Annotated in this window: 20 protein-coding genes and 1 riboswitch; of the genes, 12 read left to right on the forward strand and 8 right to left on the reverse strand. The window is 45.6% G+C overall.

Going from position 1 to position 25,014, the window contains the following annotated elements:
- Nucleotides 1–58 precede the first annotated feature (58 nt).
- The 5 genes from dnaA to AB4375_RS14425 all read left to right on the forward strand — a co-directional run bounded on the left by dnaA (nucleotide 59) and on the right by AB4375_RS14425 (nucleotide 7,169).
- Nucleotides 59–1,480, forward strand: a complete 1,422-nt coding sequence (gene dnaA / locus AB4375_RS14405) for a chromosomal replication initiator protein DnaA (RefSeq protein WP_017058808.1) — start codon at nucleotides 59–61, stop codon at nucleotides 1,478–1,480.
- Between the two features lie 81 nt (nucleotides 1,481–1,561).
- A complete protein-coding gene (gene dnaN, locus AB4375_RS14410; protein ID WP_017058809.1) occupies nucleotides 1,562–2,662 on the forward strand; it encodes a DNA polymerase III subunit beta in 1,101 nt (366 codons plus the stop codon).
- 53 nt (nucleotides 2,663–2,715) lie between these two features.
- Nucleotides 2,716–3,795 (forward strand): DNA replication/repair protein RecF, encoded by a 1,080-nt coding sequence (recF, locus tag AB4375_RS14415; RefSeq protein WP_017058810.1) that lies wholly within the window; start codon nucleotides 2,716–2,718, stop codon nucleotides 3,793–3,795.
- Between the two features lie 17 nt (nucleotides 3,796–3,812).
- The gene (gene gyrB, locus AB4375_RS14420; protein ID WP_017058811.1) at nucleotides 3,813–6,230 is read left to right on the forward strand and encodes a DNA topoisomerase (ATP-hydrolyzing) subunit B; all 2,418 of its coding nucleotides are present in this window, start codon (nucleotides 3,813–3,815) and stop codon (nucleotides 6,228–6,230) included.
- A gap of 504 nt (nucleotides 6,231–6,734) precedes the next feature.
- A complete protein-coding gene (locus tag AB4375_RS14425) occupies nucleotides 6,735–7,169 on the forward strand; it encodes an Hsp20 family protein (protein ID WP_009848140.1) in 435 nt (144 codons plus the stop codon).
- A gap of 106 nt (nucleotides 7,170–7,275) precedes the next feature.
- Here the strand turns inward: AB4375_RS14425 and AB4375_RS14430 are convergent, their stop codons facing one another.
- The 4 genes from AB4375_RS14430 to glyQ all read right to left on the reverse strand — a co-directional run bounded on the left by AB4375_RS14430 (nucleotide 7,276) and on the right by glyQ (nucleotide 14,053).
- On the reverse strand, nucleotides 7,276–8,526 hold the full coding sequence (locus AB4375_RS14430) for a valine--pyruvate transaminase (protein ID WP_372051849.1): 1,251 nt from the start codon (nucleotides 8,524–8,526) through the stop codon (nucleotides 7,276–7,278).
- Between the two features lie 253 nt (nucleotides 8,527–8,779).
- Nucleotides 8,780–10,867 carry an alpha-amylase gene (locus AB4375_RS14435; protein WP_017058813.1) on the reverse strand — a complete coding sequence of 696 codons (2,088 nt, stop codon included), beginning with the start codon at nucleotides 10,865–10,867 and terminating at the stop codon, nucleotides 8,780–8,782.
- 202 nt (nucleotides 10,868–11,069) lie between these two features.
- On the reverse strand, nucleotides 11,070–13,136 hold the full coding sequence (gene glyS / locus AB4375_RS14440; RefSeq protein ID WP_372051851.1) for a glycine--tRNA ligase subunit beta: 2,067 nt from the start codon (nucleotides 13,134–13,136) through the stop codon (nucleotides 11,070–11,072).
- Nucleotides 13,137–13,138: 2 nt separating this feature from the next.
- Nucleotides 13,139–14,053 (reverse strand): glycine--tRNA ligase subunit alpha, encoded by a 915-nt coding sequence (gene glyQ / locus AB4375_RS14445; RefSeq protein ID WP_017632669.1) that lies wholly within the window; start codon nucleotides 14,051–14,053, stop codon nucleotides 13,139–13,141.
- A gap of 210 nt (nucleotides 14,054–14,263) precedes the next feature.
- Nucleotides 14,264–14,380: riboswitch (yybP-ykoY riboswitch) on the forward strand.
- A gap of 93 nt (nucleotides 14,381–14,473) precedes the next feature.
- Here glyQ and AB4375_RS14450 point away from each other — a divergent pair.
- A complete protein-coding gene (locus AB4375_RS14450) occupies nucleotides 14,474–15,031 on the forward strand; it encodes a TMEM165/GDT1 family protein (protein WP_372051853.1) in 558 nt (185 codons plus the stop codon).
- Between the two features lie 147 nt (nucleotides 15,032–15,178).
- Nucleotides 15,179–15,433, forward strand: coding sequence for a hypothetical protein (locus AB4375_RS14455; protein WP_017058818.1), 255 nt, complete (start codon nucleotides 15,179–15,181; stop codon nucleotides 15,431–15,433).
- Nucleotides 15,434–15,516: 83 nt separating this feature from the next.
- On the opposite strand, the gene tusA is transcribed toward AB4375_RS14455, so the two are convergent.
- Entirely contained in the window at nucleotides 15,517–15,768 is a 252-nt protein-coding gene (gene tusA, locus AB4375_RS14460) for a sulfurtransferase TusA (RefSeq protein ID WP_004736675.1), read from the reverse strand.
- 149 nt (nucleotides 15,769–15,917) lie between these two features.
- On the opposite strand from tusA, the gene AB4375_RS14465 reads away from it, so the two are divergent.
- Both AB4375_RS14465 and AB4375_RS14470 read left to right on the forward strand, forming a co-directional pair.
- Entirely contained in the window at nucleotides 15,918–16,103 is a 186-nt protein-coding gene (locus AB4375_RS14465; protein WP_004736674.1) for a hypothetical protein, read from the forward strand.
- 156 nt (nucleotides 16,104–16,259) lie between these two features.
- Nucleotides 16,260–17,201 carry a LysR family transcriptional regulator gene (locus tag AB4375_RS14470; protein WP_004736673.1) on the forward strand — a complete coding sequence of 314 codons (942 nt, stop codon included), beginning with the start codon at nucleotides 16,260–16,262 and terminating at the stop codon, nucleotides 17,199–17,201.
- 135 nt (nucleotides 17,202–17,336) lie between these two features.
- Here the strand turns inward: AB4375_RS14470 and AB4375_RS14475 are convergent, their stop codons facing one another.
- The 3 genes from AB4375_RS14475 to fadB form a co-directional block, all read right to left on the reverse strand.
- Nucleotides 17,337–18,317 carry an MDR family oxidoreductase gene (locus tag AB4375_RS14475; protein ID WP_372051855.1) on the reverse strand — a complete coding sequence of 327 codons (981 nt, stop codon included), beginning with the start codon at nucleotides 18,315–18,317 and terminating at the stop codon, nucleotides 17,337–17,339.
- A 242-nt stretch (nucleotides 18,318–18,559) separates the two neighbouring features.
- Complete coding sequence (gene fadA, locus AB4375_RS14480; RefSeq protein ID WP_017058821.1) at nucleotides 18,560–19,723, reverse strand: acetyl-CoA C-acyltransferase FadA; 1,164 nt, start codon at nucleotides 19,721–19,723, stop codon at nucleotides 18,560–18,562.
- 26 nt (nucleotides 19,724–19,749) lie between these two features.
- Nucleotides 19,750–21,921 (reverse strand): fatty acid oxidation complex subunit alpha FadB, encoded by a 2,172-nt coding sequence (gene fadB, locus AB4375_RS14485; protein ID WP_372051857.1) that lies wholly within the window; start codon nucleotides 21,919–21,921, stop codon nucleotides 19,750–19,752.
- Nucleotides 21,922–22,148: 227 nt separating this feature from the next.
- Here fadB and AB4375_RS14490 point away from each other — a divergent pair, with 227 nt between their 5' ends.
- The 3 genes from AB4375_RS14490 to hemG are packed head-to-tail and all read left to right on the forward strand — an operon-like array spanning nucleotide 22,149 to nucleotide 24,802.
- A complete protein-coding gene (locus AB4375_RS14490) occupies nucleotides 22,149–22,772 on the forward strand; it encodes a YigZ family protein (RefSeq protein WP_017058823.1) in 624 nt (207 codons plus the stop codon).
- A 34-nt stretch (nucleotides 22,773–22,806) separates the two neighbouring features.
- Nucleotides 22,807–24,264, forward strand: coding sequence for a TrkH family potassium uptake protein (locus tag AB4375_RS14495; RefSeq protein WP_008223210.1), 1,458 nt, complete (start codon nucleotides 22,807–22,809; stop codon nucleotides 24,262–24,264).
- Between the two features lie 10 nt (nucleotides 24,265–24,274).
- Nucleotides 24,275–24,802, forward strand: coding sequence for a menaquinone-dependent protoporphyrinogen IX dehydrogenase (gene hemG, locus AB4375_RS14500; RefSeq protein ID WP_065584162.1), 528 nt, complete (start codon nucleotides 24,275–24,277; stop codon nucleotides 24,800–24,802).
- Nucleotides 24,803–25,014: the final 212 nt, after the last annotated feature.

Raw genomic sequence — 25,014 nt, forward strand, 5'->3', positions numbered from 1 at the left:
TTATCAACAGGTAAAATTAGCGGTCATTTCATATTACTTTAAATAGAGTGAGGGCACCGTGTCATCTTCGCTTTGGTTGCAGTGTTTGCAACAGCTTCAAGAAGAGTTACCAGCTACAGAATTCAGTATGTGGGTTCGTCCGTTACAAGCGGAACTCAATGACAATACTCTAACTCTATTTGCACCGAACCGTTTCGTACTCGATTGGGTTCGTGATAAGTATCTAAATAGCATTAACCGTCTGCTGCAAGAATATTGCGGTAACGATATCCCACATCTTCATTTTGAAGTGGGAAGCAAGCGTGTGATTGCACCAAAGCCTGCGACACCGACACCAACTCAGACTCGCACTGCAGCTGATGTGGCCGCTGAGTCATCAGCACCTGCGCAATTACAAGCTCGCAAACCTGTCCATAATATCTGGCGTGATGAAGAGCCTGTCGCGGTTGACTTGAATCACCGCTCAAACGTGAACCCAAAACATAAGTTCAATAACTTTGTTGAAGGTAAGTCGAACCAACTCGGTTTGGCTGCGGCACGTCAGGTTTCTGATAACCCAGGTACAGCCTACAACCCGTTGTTCCTATACGGCGGCACTGGTTTAGGTAAAACGCACTTGTTGCATGCGGTGGGTAACGCCATTGTTGATAATAAGCCGAATGCGAAAGTGGTTTACATGCACTCAGAGCGTTTTGTTCAGGATATGGTAAAGGCTCTGCAAAACAACGCGATCGAAGAATTTAAGCGCTACTACCGTAGTGTTGATGCATTGCTTATCGATGACATCCAATTCTTTGCTAATAAAGAGCGTTCTCAAGAAGAGTTCTTCCATACCTTTAACGCGCTGCTTGAAGGCAATCAACAGATCATCCTAACGTCTGACCGTTATCCAAAAGAGATCAACGGGGTAGAAGATCGTCTTAAATCTCGCTTCGGCTGGGGTTTGACGGTAGCAATTGAGCCACCAGAGCTTGAGACGCGTGTTGCGATCTTGATGAAGAAAGCTGAAGACCACCAAATTCACCTTGCGGATGAAGTGGCGTTCTTTATTGCCAAGCGTCTGCGCTCTAACGTTCGTGAGCTGGAAGGTGCATTGAACCGTGTTATCGCTAACGCAAACTTCACTGGCCGCCCGATTACGATCGACTTCGTGCGTGAAGCACTGCGTGACTTACTTGCCCTGCAAGAAAAACTGGTCACTATTGATAACATTCAAAAGACAGTCGCTGAGTACTACAAAATCAAAGTCGCTGATCTATTGTCTAAGCGTCGTTCTCGTTCTGTTGCTCGTCCACGTCAATTGGCGATGGCACTGGCGAAAGAGCTAACAAACCACAGCTTGCCTGAGATTGGCGATGCATTCGGTGGTCGTGACCACACGACGGTACTGCATGCTTGTCGTAAGATTGCTCAGCTGCGTGAAGAGAGCCACGACATTAAAGAAGATTATTCGAACTTGATTCGTACCCTTTCTTCTTAATACACAGTATTCTTAACCTTAATAAGCAGAATCTTGGCCACGTACTATTACGCAGTGCCATTTAGACCGTAAGAGCAAGATATGAAATTTACCATTGAACGTAGTCACCTGATTAAGCCATTACAACAAGTATCTGGCGCACTCGGTGGCAGGCCAACGCTTCCAATTCTAGGAAACCTACTGATTAAAGTAGAAGATAACGTGTTGTCGATGACAGCGACGGATCTAGAAGTTGAACTGATCAGCCGTGTAACGCTTGAAGGTGATTTCGAAGCGGGTAGCATTACCGTACCTTCACGTAAATTCCTAGATATCTGCCGTGGATTGCCAGATAACTCAGTGATCACGGTGGTATTGGATGGTGACCGTATTCAGGTTCGCTCTGGTCGTAGCCGCTTCTCTTTAGCAACATTACCTGCGGCAGATTTTCCAAATATTGAAGACTGGAGCAGTGAAGTTGAAGTGTCAGTGACACAAGCTGAACTTCGCGGTCTTATCGAGAAAACACAATTCTCAATGGCGAACCAAGATGTTCGTTACTACCTCAACGGTATGTTGTTTGAGATTGAAGGCTCTATCCTGCGCAGCGTGGCGACCGATGGTCACCGTATGGCAGTATCTCAAGCACAACTGGGTGCGGATTTTGCTCAGAAGCAGATCATTGTTCCTCGTAAAGGTGTGCAAGAGCTAGTGAAGCTATTGGATGCACCTGAACAGCCAGTAACACTACAAATCGGTAACTCTAACGTGCGTGCGGAAGTGAACAACTATGTCTTCACTTCTAAGTTAGTAGATGGTCGTTTCCCTGATTATCGCCGCGTAATGCCGCAAAATACCACCAAGACACTTGAAGCTGGCTGTGATGAATTACGTTCAGCATTTTCTCGTGCTGCGATTCTATCGAATGAAAAATTCCGTGGTGTTCGCGTTAATCTTGCGGATAGCGAGATGCGTATTACCGCGAACAACCCAGAGCAAGAAGAAGCAGAAGAAGTACTCGATGTTAACTTCGACGGTGATGCTCTAGAGATTGGCTTTAACGTAAGCTACGTATTGGATGTTCTGAACACACTGCGTTGTGAACAGGTTCGTATCTCAATGTCAGACGCCAATGCGAGTGCTCTTATTGAGAACGCACAAGATGACAGCGCGATGTACGTTGTTATGCCAATTCGCTTATAAGCTGCCCCATGTTGACCTACCGAGTCGTGATTGAAGATTAATATGAAGACGTTATGCCTTTATCGCGCTTAATTGTTAAGCAGTTTAGAAATATTGAAGCCTGTGACATTCAACCGTCATCAGGCTTTAACTTTCTTATAGGGGCTAACGGAAGCGGCAAAACCAGTGTCCTTGAAGCTGTGTATCTGCTCGGACATGGTCGCTCATTCAAGAGTTCACTTACCGGTCGTATCATACAAAACGAGTGTAGTGAGCTGTTTGTACATGGCCGTTTTATGACCTCGGATCAATTTGAGCTGCCAATTGGCATTAATAAGCAGCGCGATGGCACGACAGAGGTTAAAATAAGCGGTCAAACTGGGCAAAAGTTGGCTCAGTTAGCTCAAGTCTTACCTTTGCAGTTGATTCACCCCGAAGGGTTTGATTTACTGACAGATGGACCTAAGCATCGCCGAGCATTCATTGATTGGGGAGTCTTCCACAGTGAGTCGGGCTTTTATGATGCCTGGGGCAGGGTAAAGCGCCTCAATAAGCAGAGAAACGCCTTATTGAAAACGGCAACGCACTATCGAGAGCTGAGCTATTGGGACCAAGAATTGGCCCGTTTAGCAGAAAGCATCAGTCAGTGGCGTGCCACCTACGTTGATCAGCTCAAAGAAGTCGCCGAAGAAATCTGTGCGACCTTCCTTCCTGAGTTTGAGATAAAGATTAACTACTATCGTGGCTGGGACAAAGACACCCCGTACGCCGATATATTAGAAAAGAATTTTGAAAGGGATCAGCAGCTTGGTTACACCTTTAGTGGGCCAAACAAAGCGGATCTGAAGATAAAAGTGAACGGCACTCCAGTGGAAGATGTCTTGTCACGAGGTCAATTGAAGTTGATGGTGTGCGCGCTACGAGTAGCACAAGGGCAACACCTCACTCAAATGACAGGTAAGCAGTGCATCTATTTGATAGATGACTTCGCTTCCGAATTAGATAGCCAACGCCGAGCACGTCTTGCTGAGTGTTTAAAGGCGACCCAGGCTCAAGTTTTTGTAAGCTCTATTACCGCTGATCAGATTGCAGATATGCATGACGAAAATAGCAGGATGTTTCATGTGGAACATGGCAAAATAGAGCAAGGATAATTAGTCAGAGAGTAACTATGTCAGATAATTACGATTCATCGAGTATTAAAGTACTGAAGGGTCTGGATGCGGTACGTAAGCGTCCTGGAATGTACATTGGCGACACGGATGATGGTACCGGTCTGCACCACATGGTTTTTGAGGTGGTAGATAACTCTATTGATGAAGCGCTAGCTGGTCACTGTAATGACATCATTGTAACTATCCATGAAGATAGTTCTGTGTCTGTGAGCGATGACGGCCGTGGTATTCCAACAGAATTGCACCCAGAAGAAAACGTATCTGCAGCCGAAGTAATCATGACGGTTCTTCACGCTGGTGGTAAGTTCGATGATAACTCGTACAAGGTATCTGGTGGTCTGCACGGTGTTGGTGTTTCAGTAGTTAACGCACTTTCTAAGCAAGTTACTCTTACTATCCACCGCGGTGGCAAAATCCACACTCAAACCTACAGCCACGGTGAGCCTCAAGCGCCACTAGCGGTTATCGGTGACACGGATAAAACAGGTACAGAGATTCGTTTCTGGCCGAGTGAAGAAACCTTCACTAACATCGAGTTCCATTACGACATTTTAGCTAAGCGTCTACGTGAGCTATCATTCTTGAACTCAGGTGTATCAATTAAGCTAATTGACGAGCGCGAAGAAGACAAAATGGATCACTTCGAATACGAAGGCGGTATCCAAGCGTTTGTTGAACACCTTAATACTAACAAAACGCCAATCATCCAAAAAATCTTCCACTTTAACTCTGAGCGCGAAGACGGTATTACCGTTGAAGTTGCGATGCAGTGGAATGACGGCTACCAAGAAAACATCTACTGTTTCACCAACAACATCCCTCAACGCGATGGTGGTGCTCACTTAGCAGGTTTCCGTGCGGCGCTAACGCGTACTCTGAACAGCTTCATGGACAAGGAAGGCTTCTCTAAGAAAGCGAAGACGGCGACCTCTGGTGATGATGCTCGTGAAGGTCTGACGGCGATTGTTTCTGTTAAAGTGCCTGATCCTAAGTTCTCAAGCCAAACTAAAGATAAGCTGGTTTCTTCAGAAGTGAAGTCTGCCGTTGAATCTACAATGGGTGAGAAGTTGTCTGAGTTCCTTATTGAGAACCCAGGTGAAGCGAAAACAGTTTGTTCTAAAATTATTGATGCAGCACGTGCTCGTGATGCAGCGCGTAAAGCTCGTGAAATGACTCGTCGTAAAGGCGCATTAGATTTAGCGGGTCTTCCTGGTAAGCTTGCTGACTGTCAGGAAAAAGATCCTGCACTGTCTGAACTATATATTGTGGAAGGAGATTCTGCTGGCGGTTCAGCTAAGCAGGGGCGTAACCGTAAGAACCAAGCAATCCTACCGCTGAAAGGTAAAATCCTTAACGTAGAGAAAGCACGTTTCGATAAAATGCTGTCTTCTCAAGAAGTAGCAACGCTAATCACCGCTCTTGGTTGTGGTATTGGTCGTGACGAATACAACCCAGATAAACTGCGTTACCACAACATCATCATCATGACCGATGCCGATGTCGATGGTTCTCACATCCGTACCCTGCTACTGACGTTCTTCTACCGTCAAATGCCAGAGCTGATTGAACGTGGCTACATCTACATTGCTCAACCGCCACTTTACAAAGTGAAGAAAGGTAAGCAAGAGCAGTACATTAAAGATGAAGATGCGATGAACCAGTATCAAGTATCTTTGGCTTTAGACAACGCAGAACTGCACGTAAACCCTGAAGCGCCAGCATTTGCAGGTGAAGGTTTAGAGAAGCTTGTTCAGCAATACAATGCAGGCATCAAGCTTGTTGATCGTATGAGCCGCCGTTACCCACGCGCATTGGTTCACGAACTGATTTACGTTCCTCGTCTAACGGCCGAGCAGTGTCATGATGACGCGGCAGTTGAAGCTTGGGGTAAGCAGCTTGTTGAACAGCTAAACGCGAAAGAAGTAGGTGCAAGCCAATACAGCCTTGAAGTTGAAAAACACGAAGAGCTAGGCTTAAGCGTTCCTAAGATTGTGGTTCGTACTCATGGTGTGACTCATGAACACCTACTAAGCATCGATCTTATTAACTCTAAAGAGTTTGGTAAGCTAGCGGATCTTTCTGAAGCTCTTGATGGCTTGATTGAAGAAGGCGCTTACATTAAGCGTGGTGAGCGTACTCAAGAAGTTTCTAGCTTCGTTGATGCTCTGAACTGGTTAGTGAAAGAGTCTCGTCGTGGTCTAAGCCTACAGCGATACAAAGGTCTAGGTGAGATGAACCCTGATCAACTTTGGGAAACCACGATGGATCCTGAAACTCGCCGTATGATGCAAGTAACAATTGAAGACGCTGTTGGTGCTGATTTGTTGTTTACGACGCTAATGGGTGACCAAGTTGAACCTCGTCGTAACTTCATCGAAGAGAATGCACTGAAAGTAGCAAACCTAGACGTTTAGTCTCTTTGATACTTCGCTCTTTGGCTTAATTTCTGTGTCAGAGGTGCTCACATACATTCGTATGCTCCGCGCCTCTTCCTTGAACTAAAGCCAAATAGCTTCGTCTCAAAAAACTAAAATCATTTTAAAGCACTATCCTTTGGATGGTGCTTTTTTATGTTTGTAAGATATTGAAAAATATTGAGTTGCAAAAATAATTGAAAATAACCCCTTGAAACTATTTTGCTCAATCCATATATCTATTTGTGAAGAGGATGACTGTCTTGCTCTACAAGAGAAGAAACAGAACCTTCATTACCGCTAACGAAGTATCGCTCAATAGAGGATAACTTTGGCAGCACACAACTTAAAAATTGATTCATTGCCATGTCCCAGCGTTGTCGCCAATAGAGGTGAAACCCGAGGAATGCGAATTGAATCTCTTAGCTGTTTACTGGGTCACACACAGGTTAGATCCAAGTAAAATTCGCAGCTAAGACTATTGCTTACTAAAAGGATAGCATTATGAGAACTGTAGATTTCACTCCACTTTACCGCAACGCAATCGGCTTCGATCGTCTATTCAACATGATGGAAGCGAATACATCGAAGAACTCTTCTGGCGGTTACCCTCCATACAACATCGAGCAAAAAGACGAGAACAACTACCGTATTACTATGGCAGTCGCTGGTTTTGCTGATGACCAATTAGATCTGACTCAGAAAGAGAACATGCTAATTGTGAAAGGTGAGCGTAAAGCAGAAGCAGAGAAAACCTTCGTATACCAAGGTATCGCAGAGCGCGATTTCGAGCGTAAATTCCAACTGGCTGACTACGTAAAAGTGGTAGGTGCAAGCATGGAAAATGGTCTTCTTCACATCGACCTCGAACGCGAAATCCCAGAAGCGATGCAACCACGTAAGATTGCTATCAATGGTAATAGTTTACTAGAAGGCTAATTACTGTTAGCTCCTTAGAGCTAAAAAATATCGGGAAGTAAAAGTGAAAGAGCACCTAATGAGGTGCTCTTTTTGTATTTGACCTGCGGTAAGCTAAAAGCTCTTATTACTGCTCTGAGTAAGCCTTTTTCACTTCTTCAGCAATGATAGCAATGCCTTTCTGCATCGCCTCATCATCTTGTACGTAGTTCATGCGTAAGCACTGGTGAGCATGATCCCACTCGTCTTCTTGGCCGATAAAGAAGTATTCACCCGGAACAATCAATACGCCGCGAGCTTTAAGGCGGTCGTACAGTTCCATTGTGGTGATCGGCAGCTCATCAAACCATAGCCATAAGAAGATAGCGCCTTCAGGCTTGTGAATACGGAAGCGAGGGTCGTCGATAGCGTCTTGTAACAGTTCAACTGCACGTAGTGACTTATCTTTATAGAAAGGTTTGATTACCTCGCTACTTAAGCGCAGTAAATCGCCTTTTTCAATCATGTGATTGGCAATTGCAGGGCCAACACTGTTTGGCGCTAAGCTAATGATGCCATTCATGTTGGTCAATGCTTGTGTTACTTCTTCACTCGCAATTACGATACCGCAACGCACACCCGGCAAACCAAGCTTAGAAAGGCTCATGCACAGAATCGTATTTTCATTCCAGAGCGGTTCGACATCTTCAAAGATGATGTTAGGAAACGGCAGGCCGTAAGCATTGTCGATCAGCAGTGGGATGCTGTTTTCACGCGCCAGTTTATCCAGTTTACGCACTTCTTCGTCGGTCAGTACGTTACCCGTTGGGTTGGTTGGACGAGATGCACAGATAGCCGCGACTGAGTCATCAACCTTTAGTTGTTCAAAATCAACGTGGTATTTAAACTGACGGTTTTCTAGCAGTTCGATCTCTGGGTGGTAAGAGATAAAAATATCGTCATCAATACCCGCGTCGCCGTAGCCGATGTATTCCGGTGCGATCGGCAGTAGGATTTTCTTATGTGAGCCGTCAGGCTGTTGGCCTGCTAGCAGGTTGAATAGGTAGAAGAAGCCACTTTGACTGCCATTAGTCAGGCTTATGTTCTTCTCGCTGATGTCCCAACCGTAGGTCTCTTTCAGCATTGCCGCTAACGATTTGATGAAGCTGTCTTTACCCTGCGGACCATCGTAGTTGGCGAGGGCGGCGATGAGTTCTCCACTGGCGAGCATGTCGGCACTGGCTTGGTTAAAGTAATCGAGCATGGCAGGGATAGCGGCTGGGTTGCCACCACCGAGCATGATAGCGCCAGGAGTGCGCAGGCCATCATTCAAATCATCCATTAAACGAGTGATTCCAGAGTATCGATTAAACTTTTCGCCAAACTTAGAGAACTGCATTACTAATTTTACCTAATTCATTGTGATTGCTTGTTACGTGTCATTAAGGCAGACCTTATGTCTGCCATCAGTGTATTCCTTGAACATACCGCAATGTTTTTGCGACGCATAGCGCCAAATGCTCTAACACGTAAAAAACTTCTATAAAGTTTGGTTAATGAGTGACAGCTTGCTTATTGAACGTACCTTTAGCGATAAAAAAGGAGAAGCCTAAGCTTCCCCTTTAGTTTCTGGTGTTTATGTTAATGAAGGTTTAGTTCGAACCGGTATAAACGACTAATACCTTGTCATCTTGGTATTGGCGTTCGAACGCATAGTAGCCCTTGCTGTTACGGATGATGTGCTTACCCTGAGCAACGGCTGGGTGGCGTTGGCGGAATTGGCCAAGCGCTTGCCAGTGTTCTAGCAGCTCTGCACGTTCGCCAGTGATTTGATCCCAAGGCATGTCTGAGCGTGTGCCTTGCATTGGATCAGAACCCGTTGGGCCAAAGTCTCGGGCGATTTCATCGCCGTAATAGATCTGTACCGCACCGGGAGCCAGCATCAACGCGTTTGCAGCTTTGGTTTGTTTTGCAAAGTCACTGCCATGTTGTGTCCAGAATAGCGAGGTGTCGTGAGACGAAAGGTAACTCAGTACGTTGAACTCGCTGTCGTTGTTGATCTTCTCTGCGTATCGAAGGTAATCAGCATCAAGATCGGATAGGCACTTGAGCGCCTTTGGTGCGATATCACTCTGGAATTCAAAGTTGATGATCGAATCAAATCCGTTAGCGAAGTAATCTGATTTGACCACGCTGTGTGCCCATACTTCGCCAGTCATCCAGAAGGGTAAGTCATCCAAGGCCTTGTCTGGGTTGTTCTGTTTCCACTCGGCAAGTGCCTGGTTGGTGCTCTCTTTCAGTTCTGCCCATGCTTCGAGTTCAACGTGTTTAGCGGTATCGACCCTGAAACCATCGACACCATATTCGCGCACCCAATCCGATAACCAAGTGATTAAATGGTTACGAGGTGTTTTGAGTTCATCGGTCGCGCTGGTGGACTTATTGCGATAGAAATTAGGCAGCCCGATTGTCTCTGTCGACTCTGTTTTGAAATCAGGCAGATGCGCCAAAGACATGGTGAGGTTATTGTAGCCCGGAGAGTCATAGGCGCCGATATCGCTGCGTAGCCAAGCTTTGCCCCACCACTTTTCCCACGCTTCTTTGTCGCTGTAAGAGATGTAGTTGTTGAAGTAGTGCCAGTTCTGACCTTTGGCAGGTTGCCAATCTGTCCAGTTTTCGCCAAGTGTTTGTTTGGCTTCTTCGTCAGTTAGGTTGAGCTTACCAAAATCAAACTCTTGCATGTCGGCAAGCGTCGCATAGCCGGTGTGGTTCATTACCACATCCCAAACAACACGAATGCCTTTGCTATGCGCGGTATCGATGAAGGTTTTTAGCTCGTCTTCGGTGCCCATGTTGTCATCGAGCTTGGTCCAATCTTGATGGTAGTAGCCGTGGTAGCCGTAGTGTTTGAAGTCACCTCGATCACCGCCGCCAACCCAGCCGTGGATTTGCTCTAACGGAGACGTTATCCAGATAGCATTAGCACCGAGTGATTCTATGTAATCGAGTTTTTCGGTTAAGCCTGCCAAGTCACCACCGTGGAAGGTGCCGATTTCGTCTTGTCCATCTTGGCTGCGACCGTAACTGTTGTCGTTATCAGGATTACCATTGTGGAAACGGTCAGTCATTACGAAGTAAACCGTGGCGTTATCCCAACTAAAGTCAGCTTTGGTTTCTGGTTCTACTTTCTCAAGCAGCAGAACACCTTGGCTATTTTCTGCTGGCTGCATGGTGACGCTGCCATTCGTTACTGTGACTTGTTTGCCTGAAAGAGCGTCTCTAACCACGGTGCCATCATCAAAGGTTTGAGCAACGTCGATGATGGTTGGTTCGTCACTAGGAACCGGACAAGCAAAGCTTTGTACTTGTTGTTGCTTCGGCTTTATCTGAACGGTCAGTTCATTGGTTTGTGGGTTGAGCATAAACTGATAGGTGTTAGCGCGAAAGATCTTGATATCTAATTCAGACTTCTCGGCGCAGTCGTCTAGGCGAAGGGGTTTATTGAATTTGATGCGGTTTTCTTCAGCCAGCGCATAGTTGGTGCCACAGGTATTTTGAGTATCGCTGATAGAGAAGGTATAGCTACCTTTCGCGAGTTCCTGTTCTGCAATCACGGTGCCTTTACCGGATGATTCGAATACGACAGTGTCGTTATCAATTGTCAGTAATAGGTTGTTGTCACTGGTTTGGCTGCATGCGCTGAGTGCGAGTATTGAAAGCGCGAGTACTGTTTTTTTCATTGTTCCCTTCCCCTGAATAAACAGGTCAGTTATAGCAAACAATGCCCTCTACAGTCTGAGTGCTGTTTCATTCAGTTAATCAATAAGACCTCTACAAACAAATGCTTGGTTCACAAAAACAAAAAGGGAAGCTTTCGCTTCCCTTTGGGTGTTTACCGTTAATTACTCAGAGTATGACTTAGAGTAATTGTCTCACTTGTGCTTATTTTTGCAGTAGAGAGATGTCAGCAATCTGTAGGAACAGGTTACGTAGGTTGTTCAGTAGCGTTAGACGGTTCTTCTTAAGCGCTTCGTCATCAGCCATAACCATTACGTTATCGAAGAATGCATCAACTGGTTCACGTAGATCAGCAAGCTTGCTTAGGGCTTCTTGGTAGTTACCTGTTGCGAATGCTGGTTCTAGTGCTTCCGTCATTACTTCAACGTTTTCAGCCAGTGCTTTCTCTGCGTCTTCTTGAAGAAGCGTTAGGTCGATTTCAGCTGGTAGCTCGCCATCGAATTTCGCAAGGATATTACCTACACGCTTGTTCGCTGCTGCTAGTGCTTCTGCTGCTTCCAGTTCACGGAAGTGAGAAACCGCTTTAACACGTTGGTCAAAGTCAGCAGGCTTAGTTGGACGACGTGCTAGTACCGCTTGGATGATATCAACGCTGAAACCAGCATCTTGGTACCATGCGCGGAAACGACCTAGCATGAAGTCGATAACGTCAGCTTCTACGTTTTTGTTAGTCAGCTTGTCGCCTAGTAGCTCTTTCGCTTTACCGATTAGATCGGTTAGGTCTAGGTTGTAGCCGTTTTCAACGATGATACGTAGCACACCTAGAGACGCACGACGAAGTGCAAATGGGTCAGAACCTTTTGGTGCTTGGCCAATACCGAAGATACCTACGATAGTGTCTAGCTTGTCTGCCATTGCTACTGCTGAAGAGATACCCGTGCTTGGTAGATCGTCACCCGCGAAACGAGGCATGTATTGCTCGTAAAGTGCCAGTGCAACTTGCTCGTCTTCACCGTCGTGAGTCGCGTAGTGCATGCCCATCACACCTTGAGTATCCGTAAATTCGAATACCATAGAGGTCATTAGGTCACACTTAGCCAGTAGGCCTGCGCGCTTAGACTTCTCAACGTCAGCATCGATTTGCTCAGCGATGTAGCCAGCAAGTTCTGTGATGCGGTCTGTTTTATCTTTGATAGTACCCAGCTGCTTCTGGAAGATAGCTTGGTCTAACTCAGCAAGACGGTCGATCAGCGGACGCTTACGGTCTGTGTTGAAGAAGAATTCAGCATCAGCAAGACGTGGACGTACAACTTTCTCGTTACCTTCGATAACGTGACGAGGCTCTTTAGACTCGATGTTTGATACGAAGATAAAGTTAGGAAGTAGCTTCTTGTTTTCATCGTAAACAGGGAAGTACTTTTGGTCACCTTTCATGGTGTAAACCAAAGCTTCAGAAGGTACTTTTAGGAACTCTTCTTCAAACTTCGCTGTAAGTACTACTGGCCATTCAACCAGAGACGTTACTTCTTCAACAAGGTCATCTTCTAGGTCAGCTTTACCGCCAACCGCTGCTGCCGCTTTTTGAGAGTCAGCAAGGATGATTGCTTTACGCGCTTCGTAATCCGCCATTACTTTACCGCGCTCTTCTAGGATCGCAGGGTATTGGTCAGCAGAGTCGATTGTGAACTCTTGTTCGCCCATGAAACGGTGGCCACGGATAGTACGAGCAGATGCTACGCCTAGGATTTCGCCTTCAACAAGCTCATCACCTAGTAGTACTGTTAGTGTTTTTACTGGACGGATAAATTGAATGTCTGAGTTACCCCAGCGCATTGCTTTAGGAATTGGTAGGCCAGCCAGTGCTTTCGCAGCAATGTCCATCACCAATTCTTGAACTGGTTTGCCAGCTACTTCTTGTTTGAAAAGAAGCCACTCGCCTTTGTCTGTTTTCAGACGGTCAGCTTGCTCAACAGTAATACCGTTACCACGAGCCCAACCTTGTGCCGCTTTGGTCGCGTTGCCTTCAGCATCGAACGCCACAGAAACAGCAGGGCCACGTTTCTCAACCACTTTGTCTGCTTGGCCTTCAGCCAGTGCAGTTACTTTAAGTGCTAGACGACGAGGTGCTGCGTACCACTTGATGCCTTCGTGAGAAAGCTCAGCCGTTTTAAGACCTGCTTCAAAGTTAGAAGCAAACGCTTCTGCTAGAGAACGAAGTGCTGTTGGTGGAAGCTCTTCCGTACCCAGTTCAATTAGAAAATTCTTCGCCATGATTATTTGTCCTTCTTACACATTGGGAAGCCAAGCGCTTCACGTGACGCGTAGTACGCTTCAGCAACTGATTTAGTCAGGTTGCGGATACGAAGGATGTAACGTTGACGCTCTGTTACAGAGATAGCTTTGCGCGCATCAAGGATGTTGAATGCGTGACCTGCTTTTAGAATGCGCTCGTAAGCTGGAAGCGGCAGTGGCTTCTCAAGCTCAAGTAGCTCTTTACACTCTTTCTCGCACTGGTCGAAGAAAGTGAATAGGAAATCTACGTCTGCGTGCTCGAAGTTGTACGTCGATTGCTCAACTTCGTTTTGGTGGAAGATGTCACCGTAAGTCACGTTAGAACCGTCTGGTGCTACGTTCCATACTAGGTCGTAAACAGAATCTACTTCCTGGATGTACATTGCTAGACGCTCGATACCGTAAGTGATCTCGCCAGTTACTGGCTTACACTCAAGGCCGCCAACCTGTTGGAAGTAAGTAAACTGAGTTACTTCCATGCCGTTTAGCCATACTTCCCAACCAAGGCCCCATGCGCCTAGTGTTGGGTTTTCCCAGTTATCTTCAACGAAGCGAATGTCGTGAACAAGTGGGTCAACACCAAGAACCTCTAGGGAGCCTAGGTACAACTCTTGGATATTGTCTGGCGATGGTTTTAGCGCTACTTGGAATTGGTAGTAGTGCTGCAGACGGTTCGGGTTTTCACCGTAACGGCCATCGGTCGGACGACGAGAAGGTTGAACGTAAGCTGTAGACATTGGCTCTGGGCCAAGTGCTCGTAGACATGTCATTGGGTGAGAGGTGCCTGCACCTACTTCCATATCTAGAGGTTGAACAATGGTACAACCGTTTTGAGCCCAGTAATCCTGCAGCGCGAGGATCATTCCCTGGAAGGTTTTGATATCGTATTTTTGCATAGTCAGGTTCGCGCGATTCTTTTAAATGAATGAGAAAAATAACCTCTGAGTATACCGAGATATTTGTAAAGCGAGTAGGGGTAATCTTGTTTAATTAGTGGTCTAAAATGTCGTTTAGTGGATTTTTGTGCCTTTAATGTTTGTTTTTCGGCACAAGTGGATATTTTGATAACTTTGACACTTGTGTTTGAAAGCATGGGCTATTAAAATCTCGCGGTCTTTGGGGAGTAGCTTACTTATTCATATCCTATTGAATGAGTTCGTTCGTCAACATAATTGATGCAAAATCATCATGGCGTTCGAGGCAACCACCACCTTGGTGGTGCTTAGCAAGACCATAGACAAGCATCGTGAACCGGGATGGGGCGCGAGGTTTGTCTTTGGTTAAATATAATAATCCCCATCCCAAATGAGCATGTCGTGAGCGTTTTAGCAATTTCAATTACAACTGTCGCCTTAGCCGAGATCGGTGATAAGACTCAGTTGCTATCTCTTTTATTAGCCAGTCGATATCGCAAGCCGATACCTATCATCGCAGCTATCTTCTTTGCCACCATTGCCAATCATGCCCTTGCAGCATGGCTCGGGGTCGTGGTTGCTGATTATCTTTCACCTGAAGTATTAAAGTGGGTGCTGGTGGTCAGTTTCATTGCGATGGCTGGCTGGATTTTGATTCCCGATAAGTTAGATGACGATGAACAGATCTCAAACCGAGGACCGTTTGTCGCCAGTTTTATCGCTTTCTTTATTGCTGAGATCGGCGATAAAACCCAAATTGCGACCTCTATCCTAGGGGCTCAATATGCGGATGCATTAGCGTGGGTGATTCTGGGTACAACCATTGGTATGTTGCTGGCAAATGTGCCTGTGGTGATCATCGGTAAGCTGTCTGCTGATAAGATGCCTCTTGATCTGATTCGTAAGATCACAGCCTCGCTATTCGTGGGTTTAGCTATCGCTGCTGCGTTTTACTCGTAAGTGTTTTGAGTCTTATTATACTCAATCAGTAGAGTAATGTGTTGTAGGTCATACTCTTACAGTATTGTGGGGTTTATCGAGCGAATGGACATATAACTGTCATACTTGTCATGATATTTTAATCTTGTGAGTTAAGAACACGAGGGCATGATTATGTTGACGCGTTATATGGGTATTACTCCACAAAGCCAAAGTTATCTATTTACTTTTGGTCTTGCACTTACACTGTTAGGCATGGTGTTGACGGACATGTGGCTGCCAATGGTCGCGGGTGCCATCATCATGACTGCACTTGCGGTAGAGGCTTGGATTCGGGTCGCGCATATTATTCCGATGCGCAAAGATATCCGAGAAATTCAGCATCAGCTGGAGCATCTGCAAAACAAATCTAGAAGCGAATAAACAAAAAGCCGCTCGTACTCTGAGTTCTGTTTAAGAACATAAGGTACGAGCGGCTTTTTTGATACTTGATAGTCGGTGGGGCGTTACGCCTCCAATCCCTTTCTGATCAAATACTGGTAAGGCAACGTTTCTGTTGCTTGGCCTACCAACTGGTGATCCATGAATCGACAAAAGCTCGGAATATCTCGAGTTGTCGAAGGATCGTCAGCTTTTACCAGTAACACATCGCCATCCTGCATGTTTCTAATTGTCTTCCTGACCATCATTACTGGTTCCGGGCAACGCAGGCCTTCAGCTTCTAAAGTATGGGTTGCCAGTTCAGGTTTGAATGTCATGGTTTGTATCTCTATATCTATCTAACGAGTGAATAATACGTCTGCAGAAAAAATATGCAATAAGTGCTTGGCAAACAGAATCATTTCCTATAACTTAGTTAACAAGTTGATAACAACTTGAAGCAAAGGCAACTAGCTAAGGAGTGGCGATGTTGACAGGATTAGATAGATTAACAATTTATTCGGTTCTCTGTTTTATTTCTTTTTGTGCGTTAGTACTACGCTCATCGACAGAGACCTCACTGATGCCTATTTTTGGCATAGTAGCAACGATTATTGGTATTTGGGTAGAGATGCGCCGTTGGCAAGGCATAGCCGAAGAGCAAGAGCACTAACCCGAATACAGCAAGCGAATTCCGATACGACAACATTCCGACACTATCCCCAAATTTTCTTGGGCTTCCCCGCGTAATTGCGGGATTTTTTTTATCTAAAGCATGCTATAAACAACTTAGTGACTAATGGCAATCGTATACAGCTAGGTAAGTGGCGTGGAATTAGAAGACATCTATCGTAGAGACCTTAATTTATTGGTCGCTTTAAAGGTATTGATTGAAGAGGGCAGCGTAAGCCAGGCCGCGCTTCGTCTTAACTTAAGCCAATCCGCAACCAGTCGAGTATTAGGGCGTTTAAGAGAATTACTAAACGATCCGTTGTTTACACGTCAAGGTCAGCACCTTATTCCTACCAAGAAAGCACTCGAGATCAGTCAGCGTATTGATCAGCCTTTGGAGTCTTTTCGCCAATTGCTGAGTCCGAGTGACTTTGACCCTTACTATTGCAGCGAACGTTTTCTGATCGCTACCACCGATTATGCGATGCAAACCATCTTGCCTTATGCGTTGCCTAAGATTTATGAACAAGCACCCAATATCTCTTTGGAGTTTGCTCCGTTGCAGCATGAGCATTTGTTTAAACAGCTCAGCACCGAACGCGTTGATATGGCGATCTGTCGTCCGAGTGGCAGCATTGCACCACTTCATCAAGAAGTCTTGGGGCCGGTTGGTGTATCGTGTCTGTTATCTAAAAACCATCCATTAGCCGATCAACCTTTAAGCCTTGAAGACTATGTTTCACTCCCACATGCGATGATTGCGATCAGTGATGGTGTTAAGGCTTTATTGGACAACGCTTTAGCTAATCAACAACCCAGAAAAATGGTACTGCGTGCTTATCACCTTGAAGCGGCATTGGCGATTGTCGATAGAATGCCGTTGGTGATTACTGTGCCTGCTGATTTGGCTTATTTGGTAGCAGAGCGTTATGACTTGGTTGTTAAGCCATTACCATTTGAATTTATGCCGTTTGATTACTCACTGATCTGGCACTCGCGTTGCGATTCTTCTGCTTCACAACAATGGTTAAGAAGAGTGGTAAAAGAAGAGTGTGGTGAGTTGATTCAAAAACGGATTGCGGATGTCGGTTTGGGTTAACCGGATCTGAGTCTGAGTTCACTTGACCCGAATGACAAAAACGCAAAAGGGCTGATAAAAATCAGCCCTTTGTTGTTTTGGGTTATCCAAGCCTAAAGCTGTTGCTTAAGGTTTGATAACTTTATGTTTGAGAGCCTATAGTTTAATGACTACGCGACCAGTGATTTGACCGTTAGTGATGTCTTCTGCTGCTTGAATTGCACCGTCTAAAGACACTTCTTTGGTTGCTTGAGCGTAGAAAGATTCTGGTAGTAGCTCAGCCAGTTGTTCCCACGCTTTAATACGTTTTTCACGAGGGCACATTACAGAATCAACACCTTGTAGGCGAACGTTACGCAGAATGAATGGCATTACCGTGGTTGGTAAGTCAAAACCGCCTGCTAGACCACACATCGCAACCGCACCGTTGTAATCAATTTGCGCCAATACTTTCGCAAGCACTTTGCTGCCTACCGTATCGATAGCGCCAGCCCACAGTTGTTTTTCTAGTGGCTTAGCTGGTTCTTCTAGTTCAGCACGCTCTACAATACGTGTCGCGCCTAGTGATTTAAGTAGTTCACCGTTTACAGAAGCACGGCCAGTCACTGCTGCCACTTTGTAGCCCAGTTGGTTTAGTAGAGTGATAGATACGCTACCTACACCGCCACTTGCGCCGGTAACTAGGATTTCACCGTCTTCTGGTTTGATGCCTGCATCTACGATAGCTTGCACACAAAGCATTGCCGTGAAGCCTGCTGTACCGATCGCCATGACTTTCTTAGCGTCTAGACCATTAGGCATTGGCACTAACCAATCACCGTTTAGGCTTGCTTTCTCAGCCATGCCGCCCCAGTGACCTTCACCAACACCCCAACCAGTTAGAACCACTTCGTCGCCTGCTTTGTAGCGAGGGTCATCAGATTGTGAAACCACACCAGAAAGGTCGATACCAGGAACCATAGGGAAGTTGCGAACAATGCGCCCTTTACCTGTAATCGCCAAACCATCTTTGTAGTTCAAAGAAGAGTAGCTAACATCAATCTTCACGTTACCTTCTGGTAATTGAGATTCTTCAATTTGAGAAACTGACGCGATAGTTTTTTTGTCTTCTTGGTTTAGTACAAGTGCTTTAAACATGATCTGCTCCGTGGAGGAATATTAGGAAACTGAAGTAACTTTAGTTGAATCATCCGAGAAAAAATAATGAAACATCAACATTGAATATATGCGTTTTGTGCATAGATGTCAGGGTTGGTTTTTCTCTCGTTGAGTTAGCTGAACACAATCGATGCATTGTTGGATGCCAAGCAATAAAAAGTGCAGCTATATAAATATAGCTGCACAAAAGATTACCCTTCAAATATTACAGTCAGTAAACGCTATGGGCGTTCAAATACCGTTGCAATACCTTGGCCTAAACCAATACACATAGTCGCCAAGCCGTATTTCACGTCTTGTGCTTCCATCAGGTTGATTAGCGTCGTCGAGATACGAGAACCAGAACAGCCTAGTGGGTGACCCAGAGCAATCGCACCGCCGTTAAGGTTTACTTTCTCGTCAACAACATCCAGTAGACCTAAGTCTTTAGCACAAGGTAGAGATTGAGCAGCAAACGCTTCGTTTAACTCAATCACACCCATGTCTTCAATGGTTAGTCCTGCACGTTTAAGTGCTTTTTGGGTTGCTGGTACTGGGCCGTAACCCATGATTGAAGGATCGCAGCCAGCGATAGCCATAGACTTCACGCGAGCGCGAATCTTAAGGCCAAGTGCGTTAGCTTTCTCTTCGCTCATGATAAGCATTGCAGAAGCACCATCAGACAGAGCTGATGAAGTACCTGCTGTTACTGTGCCGTTTGCTGGGTCAAATACCGGACGCAGCTGGGATAAGCCTTCAACTGTTGTCTCTGGGCGAATGACTTCGTCGTAATCCAGAGTGAACAGAGAACCGTCTGCAGCGTGAGCTTCGGTTGGCAGGATTTCATTTTTGAAACGACCTTCAACCGTAGCTGCTTGAGCGCGAGCATGTGAGCGTGCTGCGAATGCATCTTGGTCTTCACGGCTAATACCGTGCATTTTGCCTAACATCTCAGCGGTTAGCCCCATCATGCCGGCCGCTTTTGCTACGTGTTTTGACATGCCTGGGTGAAAATCAACACCATGGTTCATTGGTACGTGGCCCATGTGCTCCACACCACCAATCAGGCAGATTTCAGCATCACCAACCATGATAGAGCGAGTTGCATCATGCAAAGCTTGCATAGATGAACCACATAAACGGTTGACTGTTACAGCACCAATCTCAATCGGTAGACCAGCAAGCAAGGCAGCGTTACGTGCAACGTTGAAGCCTTGCTCTAGTGTTTGTTGTACACAACCCCAGTAAATATCTTCAATTTCGACAGGGTTTACTTCTGGGTTGCGCTCTAAAATGCCTTTCATCAAATGTGCAGACAGATCTTCAGCACGAGTGTGACGGAAAGCTCCACCTTTGGAACGTCCCATTGGGGTGCGAAGGCAATCAACAACAACTACATTTTTCATTTTGCTATTCCTTTTCCAAATGTGGGTTACAGAGAACTGGCTTGTTGGCTGTCGTAAAAGCTTTCGCCCTTCGCTGCCATATCAAGCAATAGTTGAGGAACTTGGTACATTGCACCTAAGTCTTGGTAGCTCTTCGCCATTTCAACGAAGTTACCAATGCCCACACTGTCTAAGTAGCGGAATACGCCGCCTCTAAATGGAGGGAAGCCTAAACCGTAAACCAGTGCCATATCCGCTTCTTGCGGTGTCGCGATAATGCCTTCTTCTAGACAAAGCACCACTTCGTTGATCATTGGAATCATCACGCGCTGGATAATTGTTTGGTCATCAAAATCTTGTGGTGCTTGACATACGTCAGCCAAGATAGGAAGAATGTCTTCAGAGAAGGTCTTCTTCGGACGACCACGCTTGTCTACGCTGTATGTGTAGAAACCGCTACCGTTTTTCTGACCGTATTTTTCAGCAACGTAAAGTGCATCAATCGCATCACGACCTTCTTTGCCCATACGCTCTGGGAAACCTTGTGCCATCACAGCTTGTGCGTGGTGTGCTGTGTCCAGGCCTACAACGTCTAGTAGGTAAGCAGGCCCCATTGGCCAACCGAACTTACGCTCCATGACTTTATCTATCTTAGTGAAATCAGCACCGTCGCGTAGCAACATGCTGAAACCGCCAAAGTAAGGGAAAAGTACACGGTTAACGAAGAAGCCTGGGCAGTCGTTAACAACGATTGGGGATTTACCCATCTTCGCTGCGTAAGCAACCACGCGATTGATGGTCTCTTCTGAAGTTTGTTCACCACGGATGATCTCAACCAAAGGCATGCGATGCACAGGGTTAAAGAAGTGCATGCCACAGAAGTTTTCTGGGCGCTTCAGTGATTTCGCTAGCAGGTTGATCGGAATTGTAGAGGTGTTTGATGTTAGAACCGTGTCTTCACCAACCAAACCTTCCACTTCGCTCAGTACTGCTGCTTTTACTTTCGGGTTTTCTACTACTGCTTCAACAATCACATCCGACTGTTCTACACCCGCGTAATGCAGGCTTGGAGTAATAGAAGACAGAATACCTGCCATCTTGAATCCATCTAAGCGACCGCGTGATAAGCGTTTATTCAACAGCTTAGATGCTTCGTTCATACCTAGATCAAGCGATGCTTGTGCGATGTCTTTCATCATCACTGGCACGCCTTTTAGAGCTGATTGGTAAGCAATACCGCCGCCCATGATACCTGCACCAAGTACGGCTGCACGCTCAGTTGCTTTGTTTGCTGACTTACCCGCTTGTTTCGCTAAGCCTTTGATGTACTGGTCATTCAGGAATAAGCCAACTAATGCTTTTGCTTCTTCCGATTTCGCTAGCTTAACGAAGTGCTTACGTTCGATGTCGAGTGCTGCATCGCGATTGCTGCGTGCTGCTTCTTCAATCGCAATCACAGAAGTAATCGGAGCTGGGTAGTGAGGCCCTGCTTTTTGAGCAACTAAGCCCTTCGCCATGGTAAAGCTCATCATCGCTTCGAGTTTGCTTAGTGAAAGCGCTGATGTCTTTTGTTTACGGCGTAGCTGCCAGTCTAATTTTTCATTAGCAGCCAGAGAAACGGTATTGATTGCCGATTCTAGTAACTGGTCTGTTTCAACAATCGCATCTAACAAGCCAACTTTAAGCGCTTCATCTGCACGGCATGCTTTGCCTTGCGTGATAATTTCCATTGCGCTGTCAGCACCGATAACACGAGGTAGGCGTACACAACCACCAAAACCAGGCATGATGCCAAGTTTGGTTTCAGGTAGGCCAATGCTGGTGGTCTTGTCACCGATACGGAAATCGGTAGCGAGTACACATTCACAGCCGCCGCCAAGGGCATGGCCACGCATCATTGAAAGAGTTGGGACAGGAAGGTCTTCGAGCTTGCTGAAGATTGAATTAGCGAATCTTAACCATTCATCAAGTTCTGCTTCTGGCTTAGCAAATAGGCCAAGAAATTCAGTGATGTCTGCGCCTACAATGAACGCGTCTTTGTTTGAAGTTAAGATTAAACCACGTAATCCTGCGTGAGCATTAAGAGCATCTAACGCTTTATCTAGTGATTCTAAAGTAGCAAGGTCGAGTTTGTTTACAGAGGCTGGTGCACAGAAGCTTAATTCCGCAATACCATCTTGTAATTCCTTTACCTGTAGGGTGTTAGCTTGGTAAATCATTGTCTATCTCCATGACATACAATCCACGATTGTTTGAGAGAATCTTGTTATCTTTCTATTATTGTAGAATACCTGGTAAGACCAGTTATCTTAGTCTGTACCTCTGCTTGATTAATTTCAATACATTTTTTAAACAATTGTTTAACATTGTGCGATGACACAGATCCTCTAACCCTTATTATTCACGCGTGATACACTTCGTCGCTCTTATTAACTAAGTTAACGATATGAATGAACAGCCTTATTTAATACCTTCTGCGTCGGCTCTGTTTGAAGAAGAGATAAAAAAGAGCGTCTTTATTACGCATCTTGCTCATACTCCAAGTGTTGAAGCTGCAAAACAGTTCGTAGAACAGGTGAAAAAAGAGCATTCTTCAGCGAGGCATAACTGTTGGGGTTTTGTTGCTGGTCGACCTGAAGACTCAATGCTTTGGGGTTTCAGTGATGATGGTGAACCCTCGGGTACAGCGGGTAAGCCTATCTTGGCGCAACTATCGGGCTCTGGTGTCGGTGAATTAACGGCTGTTGTGACGCGCTACTCTGGCGGAATTAAGCTTGGAACCGGCGGTTTGGTTAAGGCTTACGGCGGTGGCGTACAACAAGCTCTCAAGCTGCTTCAAACTATCGAGAAAAAAATAACCACAAAATTACGGCTAGAGTTAGACTATGGCTTTGTGCCGATCGCACAATCCATCATGGCTCAGCATCAGGCTGTTGAGGTCCAAGCGGATTATGGTGTTCAAGTTGAGCTTATTATTGAAATAGAGCTCCTTCAGGTAGATTCGTTTACCCAAACCATGATCAATAAAAGCGGTGCTAAGGCACTGGTAACGAAAGTCAAAGACAACTAGGAAGTGTGAAGCATTTCGCTTCGTTCAATAGCTCATGCAATTTCGCTCAATTATTCGAATCGTCGGATTATTATTAGCACTTTTTAGTGTATCAATGCTTGCTCCTGCGCTCGTCGCACTGATCTATCGAGATGGTGCGGGTGTGCCATTTGTGACGACCTTCTTCGTTCTCTTATTCTGTGGAGCAACTTGCTGGTTTCCAAACCGACGCTATAAGCATGAATTGAAAGCGCGTGATGGCTTTTTGATTGTTGTTCTGTTTTGGACGGTAATCGGTAGTGCGGGTGCGCTGCCGTTTTTGATCGCCGATAACCCCAATGTGTCGGTAACCGATGCTTTCTTCGAATCCTTCTCTGCATTAACTACGACAGGTGCGACCGTAATTGTCGGCCTCGATGATCTGCCTAAGGCAATTCTATTTTATCGCCAGTTTCTACAGTGGTTTGGTGGCATGGGTATCATCGTATTGGCGGTCGCCATCCTTCCCGTTCTCGGTATCGGTGGTATGCAGCTATATCGTGCTGAAATCCCAGGTCCAGTAAAAGATAGCAAGATGACTCCGCGTATTGCTGAAACGGCAAAAGCGCTTTGGTACATCTACCTGAGCTTAACCATTGCTTGTGCAGTGGCGTTTTGGCTTGCTGGGATGAGCTTCTTTGATGCCATCAGTCATAGCTTCTCTACTATTGCGATTGGTGGCTTCTCGACTCACGATGCGAGCATGGGGTATTTCAATAGCCCTGCGATCAACATGATTACAGTTGTGTTCCTTCTTATATCCGCATGTAACTATTCGCTTCACTTTGCTGCATTTGCTTCAGGTGGTGTGCATCCTAAGTATTATTGGAAAGATCCTGAGTTCCGCGCCTTTATCTTTATTCAGGCAGTACTGTTCTTGGTTTGTTTCTTATTACTGCTCAATCATCACTCTTATGATTCGTACTACGATGCTTTCGACCAAGCCTTGTTCCAAACCGTGTCTATCTCTACGACCGCGGGTTTTACAACGACGGGTTTCTCAGAGTGGCCATTGTTCTTACCCGTACTGCTTTTGTTCTCTTCTTTTATAGGGGGCTGTGCAGGTTCTACGGGTGGTGGTATGAAAGTGATTCGAATCTTACTACTTACTCTGCAAGGTGCTCGTGAAATGAAGCGTCTTGTTCACCCACGGGCTGTCTATACCATCAAGGTTGGCGGTTCTGCACTACCACAACGTGTTGTAGATGCGGTCTGGGGCTTCTTCTCTGCATACGCATTAGTGTTTGTGGTTTGTATGCTGGCTCTTATTGCAACTGGTATGGACGAGTTGAGTGCTTTCTCTGCGGTAGCGGCGACATTAAATAACCTTGGCCCGGGCCTTGGTGAAGTCGCGGTGCACTTTGGCGATGTGAACGACAAAGCAAAATGGGTACTTATCGTATCTATGCTGTTTGGCCGATTAGAAATCTTCACCTTATTAATCTTATTGACCCCTACGTTTTGGCGTAGCTAAGGACAACATTGTGGCAAAAGCTCTATTTTTGTATTCAAGCCGTGAAGGGCAGACCAAGAAAATCTTGAACTATATAAAAGAAGAAATGAGTGAGTTCGAATGTGAGCTTCAAGATCTGCACACTATTGGCAAGGTGGACTTTGCTCAGTACGACAGAGTGTTGATTGGCGCATCGATTCGTTATGGCCACCTTAATAAGAAGCTATATCAATTTATTGATGCCAACCTTACTCAGTTGCAATCAAGCAAGGTTGCGTTCTTCTGTGTTAACTTAACGGCGCGTAAAGAAGACCAAGGCAAAGATACACCAGAAGGCAGTGCGTATATTAAGAAGTTCCTTACCAAGTCTCCATGGCAGCCGACTTTAATCGGTGTATTTGCAGGTGCCCTCTATTACCCACGTTATAACTGGTTCGATAGAACCATGATCCGCTTTATTATGAATATGACAGGTGGTGAAACGGATACAACGAAGGAAGTTGAGTACACAAACTGGGAAAAAGTCTCTTTGTTCACTGAAAAACTGAAGAATATGTAAGATAAAAGCCTACTTTTGAGGCGTTTTGAGTTCTTTTTAATCGAACGAATAAAAAAACGAAAAAAACTTAAAAAAGGGCTTGCCAGTGTGATCGAAATCTCTATAATGCCACCTCGCTGACACGGGATGGCTTCTTAGGAAACCAGAACGAATCAGAAAGCCAAATTAGCCAAGCCAAGCGCTTGAAAAAAGTTTTGAAAATAGTGGTTGAC

It is taken from the genome of Vibrio sp. 10N.261.51.C6 (assembly GCF_041471785.1).
Taxonomy (GTDB): domain Bacteria; phylum Pseudomonadota; class Gammaproteobacteria; order Enterobacterales; family Vibrionaceae; genus Vibrio; species Vibrio crassostreae_C.